Origin of the sequence: Pseudomonas fakonensis (assembly GCF_019139895.1) — a bacterium.
Taxonomy (GTDB): Bacteria; Pseudomonadota; Gammaproteobacteria; order Pseudomonadales; family Pseudomonadaceae; genus Aquipseudomonas; species Aquipseudomonas fakonensis.
This window is the reverse complement of the sequence record NZ_CP077076.1, coordinates 1,478,965-1,500,845: the sequence shown is the minus strand read 5'-3', so window position 1 is coordinate 1,500,845 and position 21,881 is coordinate 1,478,965. Positions and strand designations below refer to the sequence as shown.

Genomic DNA, 21,881 nt, shown 5'->3' with positions numbered 1-21,881 from the left:
CCGGCAATCTCAAGCCAGGCTCGAATCGATCACCATCACCAACTTGCCCGACACCTGGTTGCTCTCAAGCTCGGCATACGCCGCCTGGGCAAACTCGACGGGGTAAGTGTCGACCAGTTGCGCCGACAACCGCCCTTCACTGAACAGCGGCCACACCTGCTGCTTCAGGTCACGCAAAAGCTCAGCCTTGAACCCATCGTCACGGTTGCGCAGGGTGGAGCCAGTAACCTGCAGGCGCTTGCCCATCACCACCGCCAGGTCCAGCTCGAACTTGCGCCCGCCCATCAGGCCGATGATCACCCAGCGCCCGTCACGGGCCAGCAATTCGAGGTTAAGCGGGCCGTAGCCGGCGCCCACCGGGTCGAGGATCACATCGAACGGCCCCAGCGCCTTGAGCGCATCGAGGTTCTCGTTACGCACCACACCACCGGCCGCGCCCAGCGCCTCACAGTAGGCCAGGCGCTCCTGGGAACCGACGCTGACCCACACCGGGCTGCCGAACGCCTTGCACAGCTGGATGGCCGCCGAGCCAACGCCGCTGGCACCGGCATGCACCAGCACCTTTTCGCCGGCCTTCACCCCACCCAGCTGGAAGATATTCAGCCAGGCCGTGGCATACACCTCGGGCAGCGCCGCCGCCTCGTGCAGGCTCAGGCCCTCGGGCACCGGCAGCACATGGCGGGCATCGACCACTACCTCTTCGGCCATGGCGCCGCTGGCCAACAGCGCGCAAACCCGGTCGCCAACGCGCCAGTCGGCGCCAGCACCCACCTCCTCGACCACGCCCGCGCACTCCAGGCCCATGTAGGGGCTGGCACCCGGCGGTGGCGGGTACAAACCCTTCATTTGCAGCAGGTCCGCACGGTTCAGCCCCGCGGCGGCCACTCGAATGCGTACCTGCCCTGCGTCGCAGGCCGGGCGTTCGGCTTCGACCCAGGCCACATGTCCGTCAACGCCTTGCAATGCCTTCACAGTGCCTCCATAGTGATTCACATGACTGAGCCTGGGATCCGATGTCCCAGGCTTTTTGCAGTATTTGCCCGGCTCCATGGAACCGGCGAACGGAAAAGACGGCCTACTATGCGTGATCAATTGCCCCCACGTCGAATCAGCATGAAGCATTTCACTAGCAGTACCGCCCTCGCCCTCGTCATCGGGCTCGGCAGCCTCACGCTCGGTGGCAATGCGGCCGCCGCCAACAAATGGGACAGCCTGCAGCCAGACCGTGACGAGATCGTCGCCAGCCTGAACGTGGTCGAGTTGCTCAAGCGCCACCACTACAGCAAGCCGCCGTTGGACGACGCCCGTTCGATCATCATCTACGACAGCTACATCAAGCTGCTCGACCCGTCGCGCAGCTACTTCACCGCAGCCGACATCGCCGAGTTCGACAAGTGGAAGACCCAGTTCGACGATTTTCTCAAAAGCGGCAACCTCGACCCCGGCTTCACCATCTACAAACGCTACCTTGACCGCGTGAAGCAGCGCCTGGACTACGCCCTGGCCGAGCTGAACAAGGGCGTCGACAAGATCGACTTCAGCGTCAAGGAAGACCTGCTGGTCGACCGCAAGGACGCCCCGTGGATGAAAGACCAGGCCGCCCTCGACGAACTGTGGCGCAAACGCGTCAAGGATGAGGTGCTGCGCCAGAAGATCGCCGGCAAGGACCCCAAGCAGATCCAGGAAACCCTGATCAAGCGCTACAAGAACCAGCTGGCGCGCCTGGACCAGACCCGTGCCGAAGACATCTTCCAGGCCTACATCAACACCTTCGCCCAGTCCTACGACCCGCACACCAACTACCTGTCGCCCGACAACGCAGAAAACTTCGACATCAACATGAGCCTGTCGCTCGAAGGCATCGGCGCGGTGCTGCAAAGCGACAACGACCAGGTCAAGATCGTGCGCCTGGTACCGGCCGGCCCTGCCGCCAAAACCAAGCAAGTGGCCCCGGCCGACAAGATCATCGGCGTGGCCCAGGGCAACAAGGAAATGGTCGACGTGGTCGGCTGGCGCCTGGACGAAGTGGTCAAGCTGATCCGCGGCCCGAAAGGCTCGGTGGTGCGCCTGGAGGTGGTACCGGCCAGCAATGCGCCGAACGACCAGACCAGCAAGATCGTCTCGATCACCCGCGAAGCGGTCAAGCTCGAAGAGCAGGCGGCGAAAAAGTCGGTGCTCAAGCTCAAGCAGGATGGCCGCGACTACAAGCTCGGCATCATCGAGATCCCGGCCTTCTACCTGGACTTCAAGGCCTATCGCGCCGGTGACCCGGACTACAAGAGCACCACGCGCGATGTTAAAAAGCTGCTGACCGAGCTGCAAAAAGAGAAAGTCGACGGCGTGGTCATTGACCTTCGCAACAACGGCGGTGGCTCGCTGCAGGAAGCCACCGAGCTGACCAGCCTGTTCATCGAGAAAGGCCCGACCGTGCTGGTACGCAACAGCGACGGCCGCGTCGACGTGCTCGAGGACGAGAACCCCGGCGCCTTCTACAAAGGCCCGCTGGCGCTGCTGGTCAACCGCCTGTCTGCCTCGGCTTCGGAGATTTTCGCCGGCGCCATGCAGGACTACCACCGTGCGCTGATCATCGGCGGCCAGACCTTCGGCAAGGGCACCGTGCAGACCATCCAGCCACTCAACCATGGCGAGCTGAAGCTGACCCTGGCCAAGTTCTACCGGGTATCCGGGCAGAGCACCCAGCACCAGGGCGTGCTGCCGGACATCGACTACCCGTCGATCATCGACACCAAGGAGATCGGCGAAAGCGCCCTGCCCGAGGCCATGCCGTGGGACACCATCCGCCCGGTGGTCAAGCCGGCCGCCGACCCGTTCAAGCCGTTCCTCGCCGACCTCAAGGCCAAGCATGACGCGCGCAGCGCCAAGGATGCCGAGTTCACCTACATCCGTGACCGCCTGGCCCTGACCCAGAAGCTGATGGACGAGAAAACCGTCAGCCTCAACGAACAGGAACGCCGTGCCCGCCACGACGACGTCGAAGCCAAGCAACTGGCCATGGAGAACATCCGTCGCAAGGCCAAGGGCGAGGAGCCGCTGAAGGAGCTGAAAAAGGTCGACGAGGACGCCCTGCCGGACGAAGACGACAAGACCAAACCGGAAGACGACGCTTACCTGGCCGAGACCGGTCGTATCCTGATCGACTACCTCAGCGAAAGCACCAAGATGGCCAAGAAGTAATCCGACCGAGTGATGGCAGAATAATGTGACCTGTCATCAAACAGTCATCGCACTGTCGTGAAATAGAAGGGCCGGGCATGCAGATGCCCGGCCTTTTTTCATTCAGGAAAGCAGTCCATGACCGTCACCGAACAGCTCAGCGCATTGAGCGCCATCCTGGCTCAACGTAGCGTCCACAGCCTGTTCCAGCCCATCGTCTGCCTTTCCGAACGGCGCATTCTCGGCTATGAAGCCCTGAGCCGCGGCCCGTCCAACAGCCCGCTGCACTCCCCCCTGAACCTGTTCGCCATCGCCCGCCAGGCCGGCCGCCTGAGCGAGCTGGAAGTGCTCTGCCGGGAAACCGCCTGTCGGCGCTTCAGCGAGCAGGGGCTGGCCGGCAAGCTGTTCCTCAACGTTTCACCCGAGTCGCTACTCGAACCCCAGCACCCTTCCGGGCGCACCCTGAAAATGCTCGAACAGGTCGGTTTGTCGCCCAGCCAGGTGGTGATTGAACTCACCGAACAGACCCCTACCGAAGACTTTCAGCTGCTGTTCAACGCCCTGCACCATTACCGCGACATGGGCTTCTCCATCGCTCTGGACGACCTGGGCGCGGGTTATTCGAGCCTGCGCCTGTGGTCGGAACTGCGCCCGGACTACGTGAAGATCGACCGCCACTTCATCGACGGCATTCACCTGGACCCGCTCAAGCGCGAGTTCGTCGGTTCCATCCTGCAAATCGCCCGTGCCTCCCGCGCCCAGGTGATCGCCGAGGGTATCGAGCTGAACGAGGAACTGACGGTGCTCAGTGAAATGGGTGTCGACCTGGTACAGGGCTACCTGCTGGGCCGGCCCCAGGAGTTCCCGCCCCGTGAAGCCCTGGGCCTGCTACCAAAGGCCAGCAGCACCAGCGTGGCCCTGGTCGAGGACGGCGGCGACCTCAGCGCCCTGCTGATCCAGCAACCAGCAGTGCCGCAGAGCACCGCCACCCAGCAGGTGCTCGAAGCGTTCCGCCGCCAGGCCAACCTCAACTCGCTGGCGGTGCTGGATGAAGACGGCCGGCCCTGCGGCATCGTCCACCGCCATTCGTTGTCCGATGCGCTGCTGCAACCGTTCGGTACCGACCTGTTCGCGCGCAAGCCGATCAGCCGGCTGATGAGCCAGGACTTTCTTGCCGTGGAGCGCGGCCAGTCGCTGCAACAGGTCAGCCGGCTGATTACCAGCCGCGCCCGGCAGCGCATCGAGGAAGACTTCATCATTACCCAGGGCGGCCGCTACCTGGGGCTGGGGCGGGTGATCGACGTGCTCAAGCTGATCACCGAGCAGAAGATCCAGCAGGCCCGGCACGCCAACCCGCTCACCCTGCTACCCGGCAACGTGCCGATCCAGCAATGCCTGGCGCGGCTGCTGGAGCAACGCCACGCAGCGGCGGTATGTTACGTCGACATCGACAGCTTCAAGCCCTTCAACGACATCTACGGCTATGCCCGGGGCGATGAGGTGCTGCTGTGCCTGGCGCAATGCCTGAACGACTGCGTCGACCCGAGCCGCGACTTCGTCGGGCATATCGGCGGCGATGATTTCATGCTGGTGCTGGGCTCGGCCGACTGGCGCGCGCGGCTACAGGCGCTGGTGCAGGCCTTTGCCCAGGAGTGCCTGCGCTTCTACCGCAGCGAGCATATCGAGGCCGGTTGCTTCATTGCCCATAACCGCCAGGGCCTGCGCGAAACCTTCGCACTGCTGTCGCTGTCGATCGGGGTGGTGTGGCTGGAGCCGGACAGCGCCGCACACCTGGATGCCGGAGGCCTTGCCGACCTGGCCTCGCAGGCCAAGCGCCAGGCCAAGGAAACGCCAGGGTCGAGCCTGAGCCTGATCGATACCCGTATCCCGGCCTTGTAGGAGCCGGCGTGTGGGCTCTCATAGAACAAACTACAACTCATTGATTTAACGCGGTCTCTGTGGGAAGCGGCCTCGTGTCGCGATGGGCTGCGCAGCAGCCCCGGCAATTTTGCATGAGGCCGAGGCCTTGGGGCCGCTTCGCGCCCCATCGCGACACGAGGCCGCTTCCCACAGGGGGCGTGGCGCATCTGCGAGACCTGTTATCTGCGCGAAAGCGCAGCCCAATGGGCTGGGTGATCCCCTACAGAGGACGCGTCAGGCCTGCTCCGGGTACCGGTACTCGAACACCCGCACCACTTCCGAGGCATGCCAGGACGCCGCTTCCATGCCGTCTACCGGCCCGGAAAACCGTCCCAAGCGCTCCACGCACTCGAAGAACCCGGTACGCGGCAGGCGGCTGGCGCCCTGGCTGATCACCAGCGAGCTGCGCAGCGGCTGCTCGGCGCGGGCGTCGAGCAGCGCCAGGTATTCCAGGGCGGCGGTAAGGGTCTGCATGGCCGGGCTGGGCAGTTGCAGGCGCTCCAGCAGAGCGCGATAGGTGAGCAGGTGGCGTTGACGGCGGGCCAGGTCGAGCTCGGTCAGCAGGTTCTCCCATTGCTGGCGGCTGATCCTGACCTGGCTCATGACGGCTCGCTCCAGCCGGCCACGCCCAGGTGCCAGGCCAACGCCCGGCGAATCGCGGCATCCGGTTGGCGCTCACCGGACTCGATCATCGCCAGGTATGCCGGGCTGATCCCCACGTTGCGCGCCAGCGCTGCCGGCTCCACGCCCTTGGCCTGGCGCAGCGCCGCCAGCTCGCTCAGTGCGTGCAGGCGGGTAGCGTTGTCTTCTTCGACGGGTGCCACGCTGGCCGGCGCAGGGGCCGGTGCCCGGCCTGCTGCAACCAGCAAGGCCTGATATTGCTCCCAGGGAACCACTGCGTACTCGGGCTGACCGTCCCGGCTTATGACCTGAATACCCATTACAACCCCCTTAACGTAGGATTACGGCATGTAATCCGTAGGCATAACCCTTATGCCAATTATATTACCAACCTCGTGGGTTCGCCGGGAATCACTGCCCCGGCCGTTCCAGGCGCAGCGCTTCGGGGGTGTCCGGCAGGCGCTCGACCACGCGCAGTTTTTCCGGCACCTGGCTGGCGCGCCAGGCCTTGAAGCGGGCCAGTTCGTCGGCCACGGTCTTCAACACCCAGCCCAGCACGGCGATGTCATCGAGAAAGCCCACCCCCAGCAACCAGTCGGGGATGGCGTCCAGGGGGCTGACGAAGTACAGCAGCCCGGCAACGATGGTCACCAGCGCCTTGGGGCTGACCGCACGGTATTCGCCGCGCCACCACGCCAGGCACAACGCCTGCATCAAGCGCACGTCCTCGCGCAGCTGGCCAAGTTTCGGGCCCTTGCGCGCAACGGCGAACAACAGCGCCGGCAAGCGCCCGCGGCTTAGCAGGCGTTCGGCCAGGGGCAAGAAGCGGGTGAAATTCCAGGGAGCGCTCATGAAACCTCCAGAGCAGCAGGCAGGTTATCCACAATAATTGTGGATAACCTTGTGAACAGGATCGGCTTTGCGCCGTTTGGCGCCCGCCGGGCAAGGGCCGGGCACGGATCGGGCGTTTTTTACACAACCGTTTCAGAGCCGCAAACGTTTTGCGACAGGGAAGTGCTTGGCCGTGGGTTGCATGCATTGCTTGCGACAGTGAATGACGCCCACGGTTCGCGTCAAGCCACCCCTGAAACGACAACGCCCCGTCGAAACGGGGCGTTGTCGTGTTTCAGGCGTTTGCCTTACTCGGCAGGGGCCGGCTCGACGTCCTGCTTGCTCGGGTCCTTGATGCCCAGCAGTTCAAGGTCGAACACCAGTACCGAGTTGGCCGGGATCAGCGGGCTCGGGCTCTGCGCGCCGTAGGCGAGTTCTGCCGGGATGTACAGCTTGTATTTTTCGCCGACGTGCATCAGTTGCAGGCCTTCGACCCAACCTGGGATCACGCCGCTGACCGGCAGGTCGATCGGGCTGCCACGCTCGACGGAGCTGTCGAACACCTTGCCGTCGGTGAGCTTGCCTTCATAGTGGACGGTGACCACGTCAGTCGGTTTTGGCTGCGGGCCATCGGCCTTCTTGACCACTTCGTACTGCAGGCCCGAGGCGGTGGTGACCACGCCAGGTTTCTTGGCATTTTCTTCGAGGAATTTCTTGCCAGCGGCAGCGGCTTCTTCGCTGGCCTTGGCCAGGCGTTCTTCGGCGCGCTTTTGCAGGGCGGTGAAGGCTTCTACCAGCTCTTCATCCTTGAGGCGCTGTTCTTTCTTGCCTACGGCGTCTTCGATACCTTGGGCGACGGCTTTGGAGTCCAGGTCGTCCATGCCTTCCTGGGCCAGGCTCTTGCCCATGTTCAGGCCGATACCGTAGGAGGCTTTCTGGGCCGGAGTCTTCAGCTCGACGCTGCTGGTCTGGGCGTCGCAGCCCGCCAGCACCAGACCTACCAGGGCAACCGCGGCCGCCAGACGATGTTGTTTCATGCTGATTCCTTGTTCATGCGCCATAAGGGCAAATCAGGGTAAAGCCGCGAGCTTAGCAGGCGGTCGTGACCAATGGCTACCGGCATGAGAGCAGGTTTGCGGCGGGAAGTTCCTGGGTGAACGGTTGTTCATGGAGGGGGGATGGAGAAGGAAGACCCTTTGGTTGCGGCCAGGTGTTCGGCGAAGGCTTGCATCAAGGCTGCCAAGTGTTCGCCACAGGCGCTGCAAAGGTCATGGCGAACACCTGCCAGCCCTCACGCAATCCCTATCAAGGATAACTCCCCGCCCGATAAAGCTCCGCCACCTCGCGCAACACCTCGCACACCCACTGCGCCGGCAAGCTCTGCGCCAAGGCGGCATTGCGGCAGATCCCCACCGAGCCTCCTGGCTCGCGAACCCCCAGGTCCAGCTCGGCCAACTCCCCGCGCCCCAGGTCGATCAGCACCGCATCGCGCGGCGCCACCCACACCGCATCACTGCCCAGCAAATAGCGCCGGCTCAACGCCAAAGAAAGTGTTTCCAACCGTTGCGCCGGCATCTGCATGCCGCCCTGCACGAACAGGCTGTCGGCATGCTGGCGGATGGTCGTGCCCGCTGGCGGCAGCACCAGCGGGTAGCGCCCGACTTGCGCCCGGTCCACCGGCTGGCGCGCCAGCAGCGGGTGCCCCGGGCGCACCACCAGTGCCATCGACTCGCTGTACAGGTGTTCGAACGACAGCCCCTGGATCTGCGGGCTGTCAGTCATGCGCCCGACCACCAGCTCCAGCTCGCCCAGATGCAACTGCCCAAGCAACTGCGCACTGACCCCGGTGACCACGCTGATCACCAGCGCTTCATGGCGCTGATGCAGCCGGCACAGCACCTCGGGCATCAACAGCCCCTCGACCGTGGACAGCACGCCAATGCGCACCTGCGACGGTGCCCGCGCCTCGCCGCGCACGCTGCTCACACCATCGCGCAGGGCCTGCACGCTGGGCCCGGCATAACGCATGAAACGCGTGCCTGCCGGGGTCAGCTCAACGCCCTGGCGGGTGCGTTCGAACAATCGCGCCTCCAGCAGCTCTTCAAGCTCCTTGAGGGTCTTGGAAATGGCCGGCTGGCTGATCGCGAGCACGTCGGCGGCCCTGGCCAGGCTGCCCTGCCGGGCAATCTCCAGGAAGCACAGCAGGTGGCGGTACTTGATGCGGGTATCGAGGTTCATGCCCGGCAGTTTATCCGTGCGCGCCAACCCTGCAAGCCGCGTCGTCCAGAGTGATTGCCTGGGGCGTGTCAGGGTCGCGCTGCTGGCGGCGGAACTGGCCCGGCGGCAGGCCATGAATCTGCCGGAAGCGCCGGCTGAAATAAGCCTCGTCGGCAAAGCCGCACAGCCGCGCCACCTCCCCCACCGGGCGGCTGCCATTGAGCAGATAGTTGCGCGCCGCGTGCATGCGCCGCTCCAGCACCAGCTCGCTGAAGGTCTTGCCCACCTCCTTGCGCAGCCAGTGGGTCAGGTAGCTGGGGGCCAGATACGTGGCCGCCGCCACCTTGGGCAGGTTCAGGTCAGGGTCGTCGATGTGCCGGCGCAGGTAGTCGCTCATCCGCCCAAGCGCCGCGCGCCGGCTCTGCTCGGCGGCGTTGCTCTCGGCCAGCTGGCGCAAGGGTTCTGCGTACAGGCTGCACACCGTGCCGATCAGTTGCAGCAACAGGCCCTTGAGGATCTCGCGGCTGCCGAAGCCACGGTTGGCATCCAGCGCACGCATCTGCTCCAGCAGTTGCAGCACTTTGGCGAATTGCGCCTCATCGAGGTGGAAGTCCAGGTGCTCCTGAAACCGGAACGGCGACAGCTCCGGGGCCAGCGCAATCGACACGTCTTCCAGGTCCATCGGGTCGCAATCCAGGTGTGGCAGCAGGAAGGTCTGGGAGAAGTTGATCACTACAAAGTCGCTCTCGGGCGGGTGCGGAATCACATGCACCCGGTGCGGCAGGATGAACGCCAGGGTGTGCCGGGTGAACGGGCGCTGAACGGCGCCGATGTGCTGCACCGTATCGCCGCCCAGGTTGATCTGCACCTGGAAGTACTCGTGCCGGTGCGGCGCGGTTTCTGCCGGCCGGCCGCGGGCGTCGCGGATATGGAAGTCCATCAGCTCGCTGCGCTGCTGCATGACATAGGTGGGGACCTGGCGCTTGGGCGGCATGGTGGGGGCTCCTTTGTTCTTGTGCCTTATCGGCCTTATCGCGGGGCAAGCCCGCTCCCACGGTGCGTTGCGTGGGAGCGGGCTTGCCGCGCAATTCTGACCACCCATCCAAAGCAAGGCAATAAGTTGTACGACGTCCAAACTCCAAGCCAACCCCAGCTTTTCAAAAAGCTTCCCGTACAACACCCGTCGCAGCCCTTTGTTTTCAAGCCATTCAGCCAGAAACCCGGGCAAAACCCCGCCCGGCAGATTTCTTGGACAAACCCTCAACACCCCGCCTGCATTGAAAAAAACAGTCTAAAAACCCCGTTGATCCAAACCAGTTGTACGACCACTCTGAATAAGGACTGCAGCCCAACCTCTCCAAAAACAACAAACGAGGTCGACTCAATGTCGAGCACGCCCACTCCCCGCACCGCGTCTGCGCCTTTCGCGCTGGACGCCGCTCCCGCACAGCGCCTGCCCACCCGCCGCCGCTGGTTCATGCTCGCCCTGCTGTTGGTGGCGACCATCATCAACTACGTCGACCGGGTCAACATCTCCATCGCCGCGCCCTTCATGGCCAAGGACCTGGGCCTGGACAAGGTCGAGATGGGCCTGATCTTCTCGGCCTTCGCCTGGACCTACGCCCTGGCCCTGGTGCCGGCCGGCTTCATCGCCGACCGCTTCGGCTCGCGCCTGACCTACGGCGTGTCGCTGATCAGCTGGTCGGCGGTCACCGTGGCCCAGGGCCTGGCCAGCGGTTTTGCCTCGCTGTTCGGCCTGCGCCTGGCAGTGGGCGCCATGGAAGCCCCGGCCTTCCCGGCCAACAGCCGCGCGGTCACCGTGTGGTTCCCCGCCCGCGAACGCGGCATGGCCAGCAGCATCTACGTGTGCGGCCAGTACCTGGGCACCGCGCTGTTCACCGGCGCCCTGCTGTGGCTGGCCACCACTTACGACTGGCGCCACGTGTTCTACAGCACCGGCATCGTCGGCATTGTGTTCGGCGTGGTGTGGCTGTTCCTGTACCGCGACCCGCTCAGTTGCAAGAAAGTCAGCAAGGAAGAACTGGCCTACATCGAACAAGGCGGCGGGTTGGTCAAGAGCAGCCAGCAGCGCACCCGCTTCGACTGGCGCCAGGTGGCCGAGCTGTTCCGCTACCGCCAGGTGTGGGCCATTTGCCTGGGCAAGTTCGCCAGCACCTCGGCGCTGTACTTCTTCCTCACCTGGTTCCCCACCTACCTGATCGAAGAGCGCCAGCTCACCCTGATCAAGGTCGGCATCTTCGCGGTGATGCCGTTCATTGGCGCCACGGTCGGCATCCTGTTGGCGGGCATCGTTTCGGACCTGCTGATCCGCAAGGGCTACTCGTTGTCGTTCGCCCGCAAGCTGCCGCTGGTGGTGGGCTCGATGCTGGGCATGTCGATCGTGCTGGTGAATTTCACCGACTCCAACGTGCTGTGCATCGCCGTGCTCACCCTGGCGTTCTTCGCCCAGGGCATCGCCTCGTCATCCTGGGCGGCGGTGTCGGAAGTGGCGCCCAAGGAACTGATCGGCCTTACCGGCGGCATCACCAGCCTTGCGGCCAACATCGGCGGCATCGTCACCCCCATCGTGATCGGCGCCATCGTGCATGCCAGCGGCTCGTTCGCCATGGCGTTCTGGTTCATCGGCGGTGTCGCGCTGATGGGCACGCTGTCGTACTCGCTGCTGCTGGGCAAGCTGTACCGGATCGAGCTGAAGACCACGGCCTGAGCGCCACTGCGAGGCGCGTGGGAGCGGGCTTGACCCGCGATCGGCAGAAAACCCGATTCCTCCAAGCCCACCCCGCTTTCGTCCAACTTCCAGCGGCCAGCGCTGATTACGCTGGCCACTCGCAACCAGAGGATCCACCCATGACGTACCTGTTCAGCCCACCGGCCATCGTCAGCCTGCCGATCCAGGGCAGCGACGCGCGCTTCCCCGTCGGCCGGGTGTTCTGCCTGGGCCGCAATTACCCCTGGCCGCAGGCCACCGACCCAGCCCCCAGCGAGCCGGTGTTCTTCATGAAGCCCGCCTGCAACGTGGTCGAAGCCAGCGGCGAGCTACCCTACGCCCCGGCCACCGAAGAGTTCTGCCACGAAATCGAACTGGTGGTAGCCATCGGCAAGGGCGGCGCCAACATCGCCCCGGCCAATGCCCTGGAGCATGTGTACGGCTACGCCGCCGGCCTGGACCTGACCCGCCGCGACCGTCAGCGCCAGGCCAAGCAGCAGGGCCTGCCCTGGGAAGGCGCCAAGGTGTTCGAGGCCGCCGCGCCGATGACCGCCATCGTTCAGGCCAGCTGGCCGCTGGACGCCGAGCTGTGGCTCAAGGTCAACGGCCAGGAGCGCCAGCGCGCGCACCTGTCGCAGCAAACCTGGCCGCTGGATGAGGTCATCGCCCGCCTGTCACGCCTGCTGCCGCTGCGCCCGGGCGACCTGATCATGACCGGCAGCCCACCCGGCGTGGCGCCACTGGAACCCGGCGACGTGATCCACGCCGGCATCGACGGCATCGCCGAACTGACCCTGCAGGTGGGCCCGCGCCCCGCCTCCCAAGCCGCCTGACCCCGGAGCCGAACATGTCGCAAACCCAGAACAAAAAAGTTGCCTTGGTCACCGGCGCCGGCAGCGGCATCGGCCGCGCCGTGGCCCTGGCCCTGCTCGAGGACGGCTTCAGCCTGGTACTCGCCGGGCGCCGCACCGAACCGCTCGAAGCCCTGGCTGCCCAGGCCCGCGCCGCCGGCCGCGAGGCCATGGCCGTGCCCACCGACGTGCGTGACGAGCACAGCGTCGCGGCGCTGTTCGCCGCCATCGAGGAGGTGCACGGGCGCCTTGACCTGATTTTCAACAACGCCGGTATCAACGCCCCGGCGGTACCCATCGACGAACTGCCGCTGGAGAACTGGCGCAACGTGGTGGCGACCAACATCGACGGCGTATTCCTGTGTGCCCGCGCCGCCTTCGGCCTGATGCGCCGCCAGCAGCCCCAGGGCGGGCGGATCATCAACAACGGCTCGATCTCGGCGCACACCCCGCGCCCGTTCACCGGCCCCTACACCGCCAGCAAGCACGCGGTGCTGGGCCTGACCAAGGCCCTGGCGCTGGACGGGCGCCCGTACAGCATCGTCTGCAGCCAGGTGGACATCGGCAACGCCCTGACCGAGCTGTCCGAACGCATGACCCGCGGCGTGCGCCAGGCCAACGGCGACATTGCCCCCGAACCGATGGTGGATGTACGCCACGTGGCCGACGCGGTGCGCTACATCGCAGCGCTGCCGCTGGAGGCGAACGTGCTGAACATGACCGTGATGGCCAGCAACATGCCGTTTGTGGGGCGTGGCTGAGCCGCCCTTGCACAGATGAAATCCTGTGGGAGCGGGCTTGCCCCGCGATACCGGCGCAGCCGGTGCCATCAATCGCGGGGCAAGCCCGCTCCCACGCCTCTTTCCCATCGCCATACAGGTGGAGTGCCCCATGAAACCCGAAGTCCTGCAACTGAGCCCGATCCTCATCCCAGAAATCCGCCAGCGCCTGGAAACCCTGTTCACCGTCCACCGCTACTACGAACAAAGCAACAAGGAGGCCTGGCTCGACGCCCACGCGGCCAGCATTCGCGGCGTCATCACCGGCGGCCATACCGGCATCAGCCAGGCGCTGATGGCGCGCCTGCCCAACCTTGAAATCATCACCGTCAACGGCGTGGGCACCGATGCGATCGACCTGGCCTACGCTCGCGATCGCGGTATCCCGGTGTGCGCCACCATCGGCGCACTTACCGAAGACGTGGCGGACCTTGCCATCGGCCTGTTGATCGGCGTGTGCCGCGGCATCTGCACGGGCGACCGTTTCGTGCGCGCCGGCCACTGGGCCACCAGCCCTACCCCGCTGGCGCCCTTGCCGCTGGCGCGCCAGGTGTCGGGCATGCGCGTGGGTATCGTCGGCATGGGCCGCGTTGGCCGCGCCGTGGCCCAGCGCGCCGCTGCCTTCGGCTGCCCGATCGGCTACACCGACCTGCAGGCGCAGGATGTGCCCTACAGCTTTGAAGCCGACCTTGTGCAACTGGCCAAGAACAGCGACGCGCTGATCCTCGCCGCCGCCGCCGACAAGGGCGAGGCACTGGTCACCCGCGAGATCCTCCAGGCCCTGGGCCGCGACGGCTACCTGATCAACATCGCCCGCGGCAAGCTGGTGGACGAGCCGGCGCTGCTCGCCGCCCTGCAGGCCGGCGAGATCGCCGGCGCCGCGCTGGATGTGTTCGCCGACGAACCGCGCGCCCCCGAAGCGCTGTTCGAGCGTGAAGACGTGGTGCTGCAACCGCACCGCGCCAGCGCCACGCTGCAAACCCGCACGCGCATGGGCGAAATGGTAGTGGCCAGCCTGGTGGACGTATTCGCCGGGCGCAAACCCCAGGGCCTGGTGCTGTAACCCGGGCAAAATGCCAGCACGGGCGATTCGGTGAACCCCGTCACCGCCGCGTCGCCCGGCGCTTGCAGCCTGCGCAGCGAAGCTTTAGCGTGTGCCGCTTCGACGCAAGGAGCAGCGCCATGGCCGCCTACCTCACCCACGACCTGACCCTGGAACTGGGCGATGAAACGCCCGAAGACACCAGCATGAACATGCTCGCCTTTCGCGAGCGCGGCACCAGCCTGGTGATCGCCCGCAGCCCGTTGCCGGCGGGGCAAACCCTCGAAGACCTCTACCAACAGCAACTGGCCCAGTTGCGCGAACGCCTGGGCGCGGTCATCAGCGAACCCCAGCCAACCCTCGCCGGCGCCGCACGCGACATCCACGGGCTGGAAGTCAGCCTGCAGTTCAAGCGTGGCGAGGTGCTCTCGTACCAGCGCCAGCTGGCCTACACCCCGCCCGGGCAGGCGCGCTTCGTGGCAGTGAGCTACAGCAAGCAGGCGCCGCTTACGCCTACCGACCTCGCCCACTGGGAGGCCATCAAGGCCGGCCTGCAACTGAACTGACCACGGACACCGACCCGGCTCATGGACGATAGCCTGCACGCCGCCCGCCAGGGCGACCTCATCCTGCACCCGCCGCTGATGGCCGAGCTGGTCAGCACCCTGACCGAAGCGGTGGTCTACGCCGCCGCCACCGCTGCGGTGGCCGCGGCCATTGGCGGCGCGGTGGTGGCCGTGGTCGGCACCGGCGGGGCGGCAGCGGTGCTGACCCCGCTGATTGCCGGCGCGCTGGTCGGCGCCGCAGCCATGCTGCCCGGTGGCGAAGACAAGAGCATCGGCGAGCAAATCTCGGACTTCAGCAGTTGGGTGGGCAATTCGATGTTCCCGCCGGAGCCTTACGGGGCCATCGAAACCGGGTCGGTCAATACCCATATCAACGGCATCCCCGCAGCCCGCGCTGCGGGCATCGTCACCGGCGTCAGCGAACCCGAGATCGCCGCCGAAGAGCCCTCGATACTGGAGAACATCGGCAGCTACGCGATGATGGGCGCCTCGATGATGCTGCCGATCATCGGCCTGGCCCAGGAGATCGACAGCATCTTCAACCCGCCGGTGACCACCCCGAAAGACCCCGGCACCCAGCCCGACGAACTCGACACGGTCAAGTGCACCAAGCACCCGACGCCCAACTTCGTCGCCCAGGGCTCGGACAAGGTGTTCATCAACGGCCACCCGGCTGCGCGCGTGGGGGACAAGAGCACCTGCGACGGGCCGATCGGCATGAGCTTCTCGCCCAACGTGCGCATCGGTGGCGGCACGGTGACCGTGCGGGACATCCACGATGGCAAGAGCGCGGCGGCGAAGATCATTGGCATCGTGGCCGGGATGCTGATTTCTCGGCGCGGGAAAGTCAGGCCGAACAAGGCACAACGCCCCAAGTCCAGACTTCCCGGCTGCAAGGGCCACCCGGTCGTAGTGTCGACAGGCGGCAAGCTGCTCGAAGGGCCGCAAGAGCTGGACTTCACCTTACCAGGCCTGTTGCCTATCGACTGGTCACGCCGTTATGACAGCACGGACCGGCAGCAAGACAGTCTATTCGGGCTCGGATGGCGAGTTAGATATGAATCGTTCATCGAACGTATCAAGCACCCTGACGGGGGAGACTTGTGGATCTATGTGGACGATGAGGGCATGCGCCTGGAGTTGGGGCGGATGGAGGTCGGTACTGCTTTTGTCAGCAGCCTCGATGGCCTGGCGTTCTTCCATCAGGACCATGGTATTACCGTGGTCGAGAATATCCACAGCGGGCAATATCAAGTGTTCCGCAATGATCCGATCACACCTCATCGTTCACGGCTGGTGCAACTGGGTGATCGCAACCTCAATCGTCTGGAACTTTTATATGACGATCTGGGACGCTTGCAATATCTGATCGATGTCGGCGCCAGAGCTGCCGTAGAGCTGTGTTATCACCCCCATCATCTGCGCAGGGTAGCCCACATCCAACGCCTGTACCTGCACCCAGGGGAAACGTTCGGGATCACCCACCATGAAGTACTGGCCAGCTACGAATATACCGCCGCCGGCCAGTTGAGCGAAGTACGCGATGGAAATAGCCAGGTTGTTCGTCGCTTCAGTTATACCCACGAAGGCCTCATGGCCAGCCATACAGTGGCTGGTGGCGCATGTTTCCATTATGAATGGGCTCGGTTTACAGCTTGTCACAGACCTGTCGAAGGACTACCGGCCTTGCTGGAGCCACAGCCCGATCATGAATGGCGAGTCGTTCGGAACTGGAGCGACGATGGCGAGGAATACCAATTTAATTATGATTTGCAAAACGGCCACACCCAAGTTGTCGACAGCCTCGGACGCGAGGAACACTTCCACTGGGGACCGCTGTACGAGATTCTGCGCTACACCGATCCGCACGGCCAATGCTGGGAGGAAGAAGTCGTGCAAGGTCAACTGCTGGCCAGCACCGACCCTCTGGGCTCACGGTGGACCTATGCCTACGACTCGCTCGGGCGCCTGATCAGCCAAAAGGACCCGCTCGGCCGGCAGGAGCAGATAACCTACGTCGAACATTGGGCTCTGCCGACACGAGTTATTGATAGCGCCGGCCGCCTCTGGCGCTATAGCTACGACCGACAGGGAAACCTGCTGCAGGAAGTCGACCCGTTGGGTCAGGCCGTCCATTACCAATACGACCCGCAAGGCCGTCGAACGCAAGCCTGCGATCATCAGAATAAACAACGGAAGTTTTACTGGAATGCCCACGGACAATTGATCAGTTACATCGACTGTTCTGGGCACAAGACACAATACCGCTACGATGAGCGCGGCAATTTGAGCGAGGTCCAGGATGCTCAAGGAAACCGCACACGCTATCAGTTCGACATCCGTGGACAACTGACTGAAAGGGAAAAGCCCGACGGCCGCACGGATCGTTATCAAGTTGACAGCAATGGCCAACTGGTCAGCCATATCGACCCCTCGCAGCAGGTCACACAATGGCAATATGACGCACGCGGTCGGCTGCAGATGCGTACAGATGCCATGGGAGCAACACTGTTGCTGTCCTGGGATGCATTTGATCGTCTACAGCGGCTGACCAATGAAAACGGCGAATACTACGCGTTTCAGTGGGACGCGCTAGATCGCCTGACGGCCCAGCGCAACTTGGAGGGTGGCGGTCAAACTTACCGCTATGACGCACGCGGTAATGTCATCCAGGTTGATCGTCATCCTTCCTCGCAAGCCGCCCCCCTTCTGAATAGCGATGCGACAGAACCACCTGCTGCGGTACAAACCCAACGTTTCGAGCACGATGCGGCTGGCCGGCTACTTTGCAAACACACCGATGACGGGATCAGCCGATACCGCTACGACAGTGCCGACAACCTCCTGATAGTCGATTTCGAGCCATTACAGGGAGAATTGCAGCAACTGACATTCAGCTATGACGCACTGGACAGATTGACCAGTGAGTCCTGTGGCCCCGGTACGCTGGCCTACGAGTACGACCCATCAGGTAACCTGCAGACCCTGACCCTGCCGGACATGCGAGGTATAAATCACCTTTATTACGGCAGCGGGCACTTGCACCAGCTCAACCTGGATGGCAAGGTCATCTGCGATATCGAGCGGGACGAACTGCATACTGAAGTACTGCGTACTCAAGGCCAGTTACATACGCTCATCCACCATGACAGCACCGGCCGCCTGATCCGTAAGTCCATATGCAACGCAGAAAGCTCTCTGGCAGCTTTGCCGTTGCTGCAAAAGGATTACCAATACGACGCCAGTGACAAGCTTGTCAGCGAAATTAGCACCACTGGCCGGCGCTTCACCCCAGGGCAACCCGACCCCGCCGTTTCATTTGTCATGGACCCTGGCGCCGAGGGCGGCCAGCGAATTCGACGTTACGACCATGGCCCAACCGAGCGCATACATGGCGCCAGTCACAGGCTGTCAGGGCGTGAAGAACAACATGTCGAGCACTACGGCTATGACCCAGCGGGAAATCTGGTGGACGGTTACCAGATCAATGGGCGTGTGCCCCGCAATCGTCTTCAGGTCTACCGGGACAAGCGCTACCGCTACGATCGCTTTGGCAGGCTCAGCGAAAAACGCAGTGGCAGCCGAATGGTCCAGCGCTTCGAATACGATGCCGAACACCGCATGGTCAGCGTGGACCAGCAACGAGGGGCAGTGCGTGAGCGAATAGAGTTCAGCTACGACCCGTTGGGCAGGCGCACCCACAAACGCCTCTACCGTGACGGTCACCCACACCCCGTCAGCGAAACACGCTTCCTCTGGCAGGGCATGCGACTGCTGCAGGAAGTACAGAACAACAAACCAAGCCTGTATGTTTATCGGGACAGTACCAGCTACGAGCCGGTGGCTCGGATCGATGGCGCCCCCGGAAAAGAGGTGATCTACCACTTCCATACCAACCTGGCCGGTGCACCGGAACAACTGACAGACGAGCAGGGTCAGCGCGTTTGGCACAGTGACTTGAAAACATGGGGAAAAACCCATGAAGAATGGCACAGCGACCACCCTAATCGTCAGCAGAACCTGCGTTACCAGGGACAGTATCTGGACCGAGAGACGGGGCTGCACTACAACACATTCCGCTACTACGATCCTGACGTTGGTCGATTCACTCAGCCAGATCCGATCAGTCTGATCGGGGGCACCAATCTTTATCGTTACGCGCCGACGCCACTGACCTGGATCGACCCGTTGGGTCTGAACCTGTGCGATATATTCGGCAAGGATAACCCGTACCAGACCCGCTATGATTCAAGGCACCCAGGCCAGCCAGACCCTCGTTACTCGGTCGACACCAGCACTTTCACCCAGGGTAAAAGCACCGCCAATGGTGGTATCCGCAATCGCACCGAATTCTGGCAGCAATGGCAGAAGCAGTACCCTGAGTCGCTTAGCAAGAGCAACCAGTACATCGTCAACAAACTAGGACTTTCCCCCAGAATCGACAAGACCTGGGTACAGCACTTCCCGGAGCACGCCAACTACAAGGGCGATACCCTGATCCATCACCATGTCGACTTCGGTAAACATGCTATCCCCGTCCCCGCCAAGACCCATGTGGGTAGCGGCGGTATCTGGCACACGAAATAGGACAACCCATGCTGCTTTCAATTGCACAAATCCAACAGGCATTGCAGGAGCGCTTTACTCCACTGCTCGAGGAGATGCCAGAGTTGGAGGTCTACCTGCTCAAGAGACGCTCCGTTTCCTGCCCAGTCACAGGCCTGGAGCAGGCGTTGAATGTGCAGTTGCCGCCTGCATTCGTGACTTTTCTGAGTCAGTTCGATATGGACAGTTTCACGTTGGGGCCGATCACCTTCGGGATCGGTGGCGACTATCTTGAACACCTGCTTGATCTGAACCGCGAGCCCAATGAAAACCCTTGGTGGAGTACTGCACTACGTCCAGCGCAACAATTGGTCATCGCCACATCGGACCCCTACGCCATTGTGCTCAACTGCAACGATCAGCATGTCTACGCCATTACCGATACACCCGCGATGGAAGATAGCCTGCCAGTAGCGGCCAATTTCGAGCTTTTCGTGCAAGGTATTGGCACCGGGTTCGTGCTCGAATCCGATGCAGAGGATATTCAGTCCTTGGTGCGCTCAAGGCACCCGGATTTCTGGCAACAAATATGATTCTCCACATGGCCCATGAAAACGGGTGGGCGGACGGCGAACGCTCACGGCTAACACGACACTTCCGGGCTTGCGGAACTGCAAGGTGCGTTCGTCATATCAGGCGACGGCAGCGGCAACCCGATCCTCATGAACAGCCAGGGGCAGCTTTACCTGCACCTGCACGATGAAGAAGAGATCGACTTGTTGACTAGTGTCCTGTCTCGGAAATTCGTTCTCTTTTGGCGAGTGGCTTGTGTGTCCGGCCAAGTCGCCGCCAAAAGTGAACAGCTTATCTGCGAGACAGGACACTAGACGCAAACTCAACGCCGCACACGCCACCGCTTCGTAAAGTCTGCCAGCACAAGGCCAACCATGAACGCCGAGCTCACAGGGAAACTTCAGCAACTGTTCAACGAACACCCCGACCTGCTGGGAAAGCCCGCCAGCGATGAGCAGATTCACAGCGCGCAGCAAACGCTGGGCATTACCTTTCATCCCGACTACGTCGAATTCATCAAACGCTTCGGCGGTTCGTTTGGCGGTGTTGGAATCCACGCATTCGAAAACGGCAGCCTTATCGGCAATGAAACGGTCACTGAGCTGACGACTGACTTTCGCGATTGTTACGACACCTCCGGCCTGCCGGAGCTGCATGATGCCTTCGTCATATCAGGCGACGGCAGCGGTAACCCGATTCTCATGAACAGCCAGGGGCAGCTTTACCTGTACCTGCACGATGAAGGAGAGGTCGAACTGCTGGCAGCTTCGCTAGAAGCGCTGTTAACGTCCTCGTTTCCCTGAGCGTGCTCATTCGCACAACGGGACCGCGACATCGAGCACCAAATACACGGATGACCATTGGTTACACTCAGGACGACCCGACAATGATCAGCAGCAACCTCATCAACCAGCCGGCCTATCTCAACCTTCTCGACACGCTGCAACAGCGCCTCGGCCAACCGGTGGGTAAAACGCCGCTGGAGCAAGGCCTGACCGACTTCTACGACCACTGCCTGGCACTGGCAGGGCTCGACGCCGGCACGCTGCTGGCGCTCATCCAGCAACAGCCGCAGGCAACCCAGAACTACATCTGCGCCAAGCTCGACGCCTTTTCCGAGCCCGAAGGTGGCGAGGACAATATCGTCGACGAGCCCCTGCCTTCGACAATGCCGCTCGGGCACCTGATCGAGTTCGCCCTGCTTGGGCAGGACGACGGTATCGCCAAGTATCTCGAGCAACTGCGCATGCCCAAGACCAGGCAATACCAGAAACAGATCGGCGAACTGTTCGCCGGATGCTTCGCCTGAACCTGGCCCCATCACTTGCACGAAACGGGAAAGCCCACCCATGACACCTGAACAATTCCTCGCCAAAGTCGCGTTCGTGAAGCAGCGACAACCTGCCTGGTTCATGGCCCAAGACCCTGACTGCGCAACACTGCAGGCCGTGCATGAAGCCGAGCAGTCACTGGGGGTGAAACTGCCTGCGCCCTACGTGCTGTTTGCGACCCGTCTGAATGCCGGGTATTTCGCCTTCATCAACCTGTTTTCCGTCGCCCCGGACAGCGACTGGAACATCGTGGCCCGCAACGCCGAGTTTGATCTTCCGGATGACATCGTGGCGTTCAGCGACGATGGAACAGGCGGTTACCATGCCTTTCGAATCGACAATGGCTGCTGCCTCGAGCAGGTGGTCTACCACGATACCGATACCGGCGAAACCCTGGACACCGGGCAGGGCTTTTTCGATTTCGTGATCGAGCATGCCTTCCAACCGGAATACTTCGGCCTGCAGTTGCCCTGATCACCCCGTCGCCTTGCGCGGCGCAACTGACCAACCCACGTGGGAAACGCCTCCACATGAGCAACGCTGCCACAGTGGTATGGATGGCACCGGCTGCGCCGGTGATCGCCGGCAAGCCGGCTCCTACAGGGACCGCGTTTGCGCTGGGCTTTGCGCGGTCCTGTGGGAACGGGCTTGCCCGCGAAGCAGGCGACGCGGTAGATGGCACCGGCTGCGCCGGTGATCGCCG

Annotated in this window: 19 protein-coding genes; 12 read left to right on the top strand and 7 right to left on the bottom strand. The window is 63.1% G+C overall.

The window, feature by feature from the left end; genetic code table 11:
- Window positions 1-9: 9 nt before the first annotated feature.
- Complete coding sequence (locus KSS94_RS06825) at window positions 10-972, bottom strand: NAD(P)H-quinone oxidoreductase (protein WP_217842263.1); 963 nt, start codon at window positions 970-972, stop codon at window positions 10-12.
- Window positions 973-1,113: 141 nt separating this feature from the next.
- Between KSS94_RS06825 and KSS94_RS06820 the strand changes: the two genes are divergently transcribed.
- Window positions 1,114-3,195, top strand: a complete 2,082-nt coding sequence (locus KSS94_RS06820) for a carboxy terminal-processing peptidase (protein ID WP_217842262.1) — start codon at window positions 1,114-1,116, stop codon at window positions 3,193-3,195.
- 117 nt (window positions 3,196-3,312) lie between these two features.
- The gene (locus tag KSS94_RS06815) at window positions 3,313-5,073 is read left to right on the top strand and encodes a phosphodiesterase (RefSeq protein WP_217842261.1); all 1,761 of its coding nucleotides are present in this window, start codon (window positions 3,313-3,315) and stop codon (window positions 5,071-5,073) included.
- 255 nt (window positions 5,074-5,328) lie between these two features.
- On the opposite strand, the gene KSS94_RS06810 is transcribed toward KSS94_RS06815, so the two are convergent.
- The 6 genes from KSS94_RS06810 to KSS94_RS06785 all read right to left on the bottom strand — a co-directional run bounded on the left by KSS94_RS06810 (window position 5,329) and on the right by KSS94_RS06785 (window position 9,757).
- Window positions 5,329-5,697: a hypothetical protein gene (locus KSS94_RS06810; RefSeq protein WP_217842260.1), complete on the bottom strand. Its 369-nt coding sequence runs from the start codon at window positions 5,695-5,697 to the stop codon at window positions 5,329-5,331.
- On the bottom strand, window positions 5,694-6,035 hold the full coding sequence (locus KSS94_RS06805) for a helix-turn-helix domain-containing protein (RefSeq protein ID WP_217842259.1): 342 nt from the start codon (window positions 6,033-6,035) through the stop codon (window positions 5,694-5,696). Before KSS94_RS06805 ends, KSS94_RS06810 begins: the two co-directional genes overlap by 4 nt.
- A 91-nt stretch (window positions 6,036-6,126) precedes the next feature.
- The gene (locus KSS94_RS06800) at window positions 6,127-6,567 is read right to left on the bottom strand and encodes a YkvA family protein (RefSeq protein WP_217842258.1); all 441 of its coding nucleotides are present in this window, start codon (window positions 6,565-6,567) and stop codon (window positions 6,127-6,129) included.
- A gap of 287 nt (window positions 6,568-6,854) precedes the next feature.
- Window positions 6,855-7,583, bottom strand: coding sequence for a BamJ family beta-barrel-assembly machinery protein (gene bamJ, locus KSS94_RS06795; RefSeq protein WP_217842257.1), 729 nt, complete (start codon window positions 7,581-7,583; stop codon window positions 6,855-6,857).
- 268 nt (window positions 7,584-7,851) lie between these two features.
- A complete protein-coding gene (gene pcaQ, locus KSS94_RS06790; protein ID WP_217842256.1) occupies window positions 7,852-8,784 on the bottom strand; it encodes a pca operon transcription factor PcaQ in 933 nt (310 codons plus the stop codon).
- A 10-nt stretch (window positions 8,785-8,794) separates the two neighbouring features.
- Window positions 8,795-9,757: a helix-turn-helix transcriptional regulator gene (locus KSS94_RS06785; RefSeq protein ID WP_217842255.1), complete on the bottom strand. Its 963-nt coding sequence runs from the start codon at window positions 9,755-9,757 to the stop codon at window positions 8,795-8,797.
- A gap of 390 nt (window positions 9,758-10,147) precedes the next feature.
- On the opposite strand from KSS94_RS06785, the gene KSS94_RS06780 reads away from it, so the two are divergent.
- The 10 genes from KSS94_RS06780 (at window position 10,148) to KSS94_RS06735 (ending at window position 21,652) form a co-directional block, all read left to right on the top strand.
- The gene (locus tag KSS94_RS06780; RefSeq protein ID WP_217842254.1) at window positions 10,148-11,491 is read left to right on the top strand and encodes an MFS transporter; all 1,344 of its coding nucleotides are present in this window, start codon (window positions 10,148-10,150) and stop codon (window positions 11,489-11,491) included.
- Between the two features lie 140 nt (window positions 11,492-11,631).
- Window positions 11,632-12,324 (top strand): fumarylacetoacetate hydrolase family protein, encoded by a 693-nt coding sequence (locus KSS94_RS06775; protein WP_217842253.1) that lies wholly within the window; start codon window positions 11,632-11,634, stop codon window positions 12,322-12,324.
- Window positions 12,325-12,338: 14 nt separating this feature from the next.
- Complete coding sequence (locus tag KSS94_RS06770; protein ID WP_217842252.1) at window positions 12,339-13,103, top strand: SDR family oxidoreductase; 765 nt, start codon at window positions 12,339-12,341, stop codon at window positions 13,101-13,103.
- Between the two features lie 130 nt (window positions 13,104-13,233).
- Window positions 13,234-14,184: a 2-hydroxyacid dehydrogenase gene (locus KSS94_RS06765; RefSeq protein WP_217842251.1), complete on the top strand. Its 951-nt coding sequence runs from the start codon at window positions 13,234-13,236 to the stop codon at window positions 14,182-14,184.
- 119 nt (window positions 14,185-14,303) lie between these two features.
- Window positions 14,304-14,729, top strand: a complete 426-nt coding sequence (locus KSS94_RS06760) for a DcrB-related protein (RefSeq protein ID WP_217842250.1) — start codon at window positions 14,304-14,306, stop codon at window positions 14,727-14,729.
- A gap of 21 nt (window positions 14,730-14,750) precedes the next feature.
- The gene (locus KSS94_RS06755; RefSeq protein ID WP_217842249.1) at window positions 14,751-19,316 is read left to right on the top strand and encodes an RHS repeat-associated core domain-containing protein; all 4,566 of its coding nucleotides are present in this window, start codon (window positions 14,751-14,753) and stop codon (window positions 19,314-19,316) included.
- 8 nt (window positions 19,317-19,324) lie between these two features.
- Window positions 19,325-19,867, top strand: coding sequence for an SMI1/KNR4 family protein (locus KSS94_RS06750; RefSeq protein ID WP_217842248.1), 543 nt, complete (start codon window positions 19,325-19,327; stop codon window positions 19,865-19,867).
- A gap of 354 nt (window positions 19,868-20,221) precedes the next feature.
- Complete coding sequence (locus KSS94_RS06745; protein ID WP_217842247.1) at window positions 20,222-20,650, top strand: SMI1/KNR4 family protein; 429 nt, start codon at window positions 20,222-20,224, stop codon at window positions 20,648-20,650.
- An 83-nt stretch (window positions 20,651-20,733) separates the two neighbouring features.
- Window positions 20,734-21,156 (top strand): hypothetical protein, encoded by a 423-nt coding sequence (locus KSS94_RS06740; RefSeq protein WP_217842246.1) that lies wholly within the window; start codon window positions 20,734-20,736, stop codon window positions 21,154-21,156.
- Window positions 21,157-21,196: 40 nt separating this feature from the next.
- The gene (locus KSS94_RS06735) at window positions 21,197-21,652 is read left to right on the top strand and encodes an SMI1/KNR4 family protein (protein ID WP_217842245.1); all 456 of its coding nucleotides are present in this window, start codon (window positions 21,197-21,199) and stop codon (window positions 21,650-21,652) included.
- The last annotated feature ends 229 nt before the right edge of the window (window positions 21,653-21,881 follow it).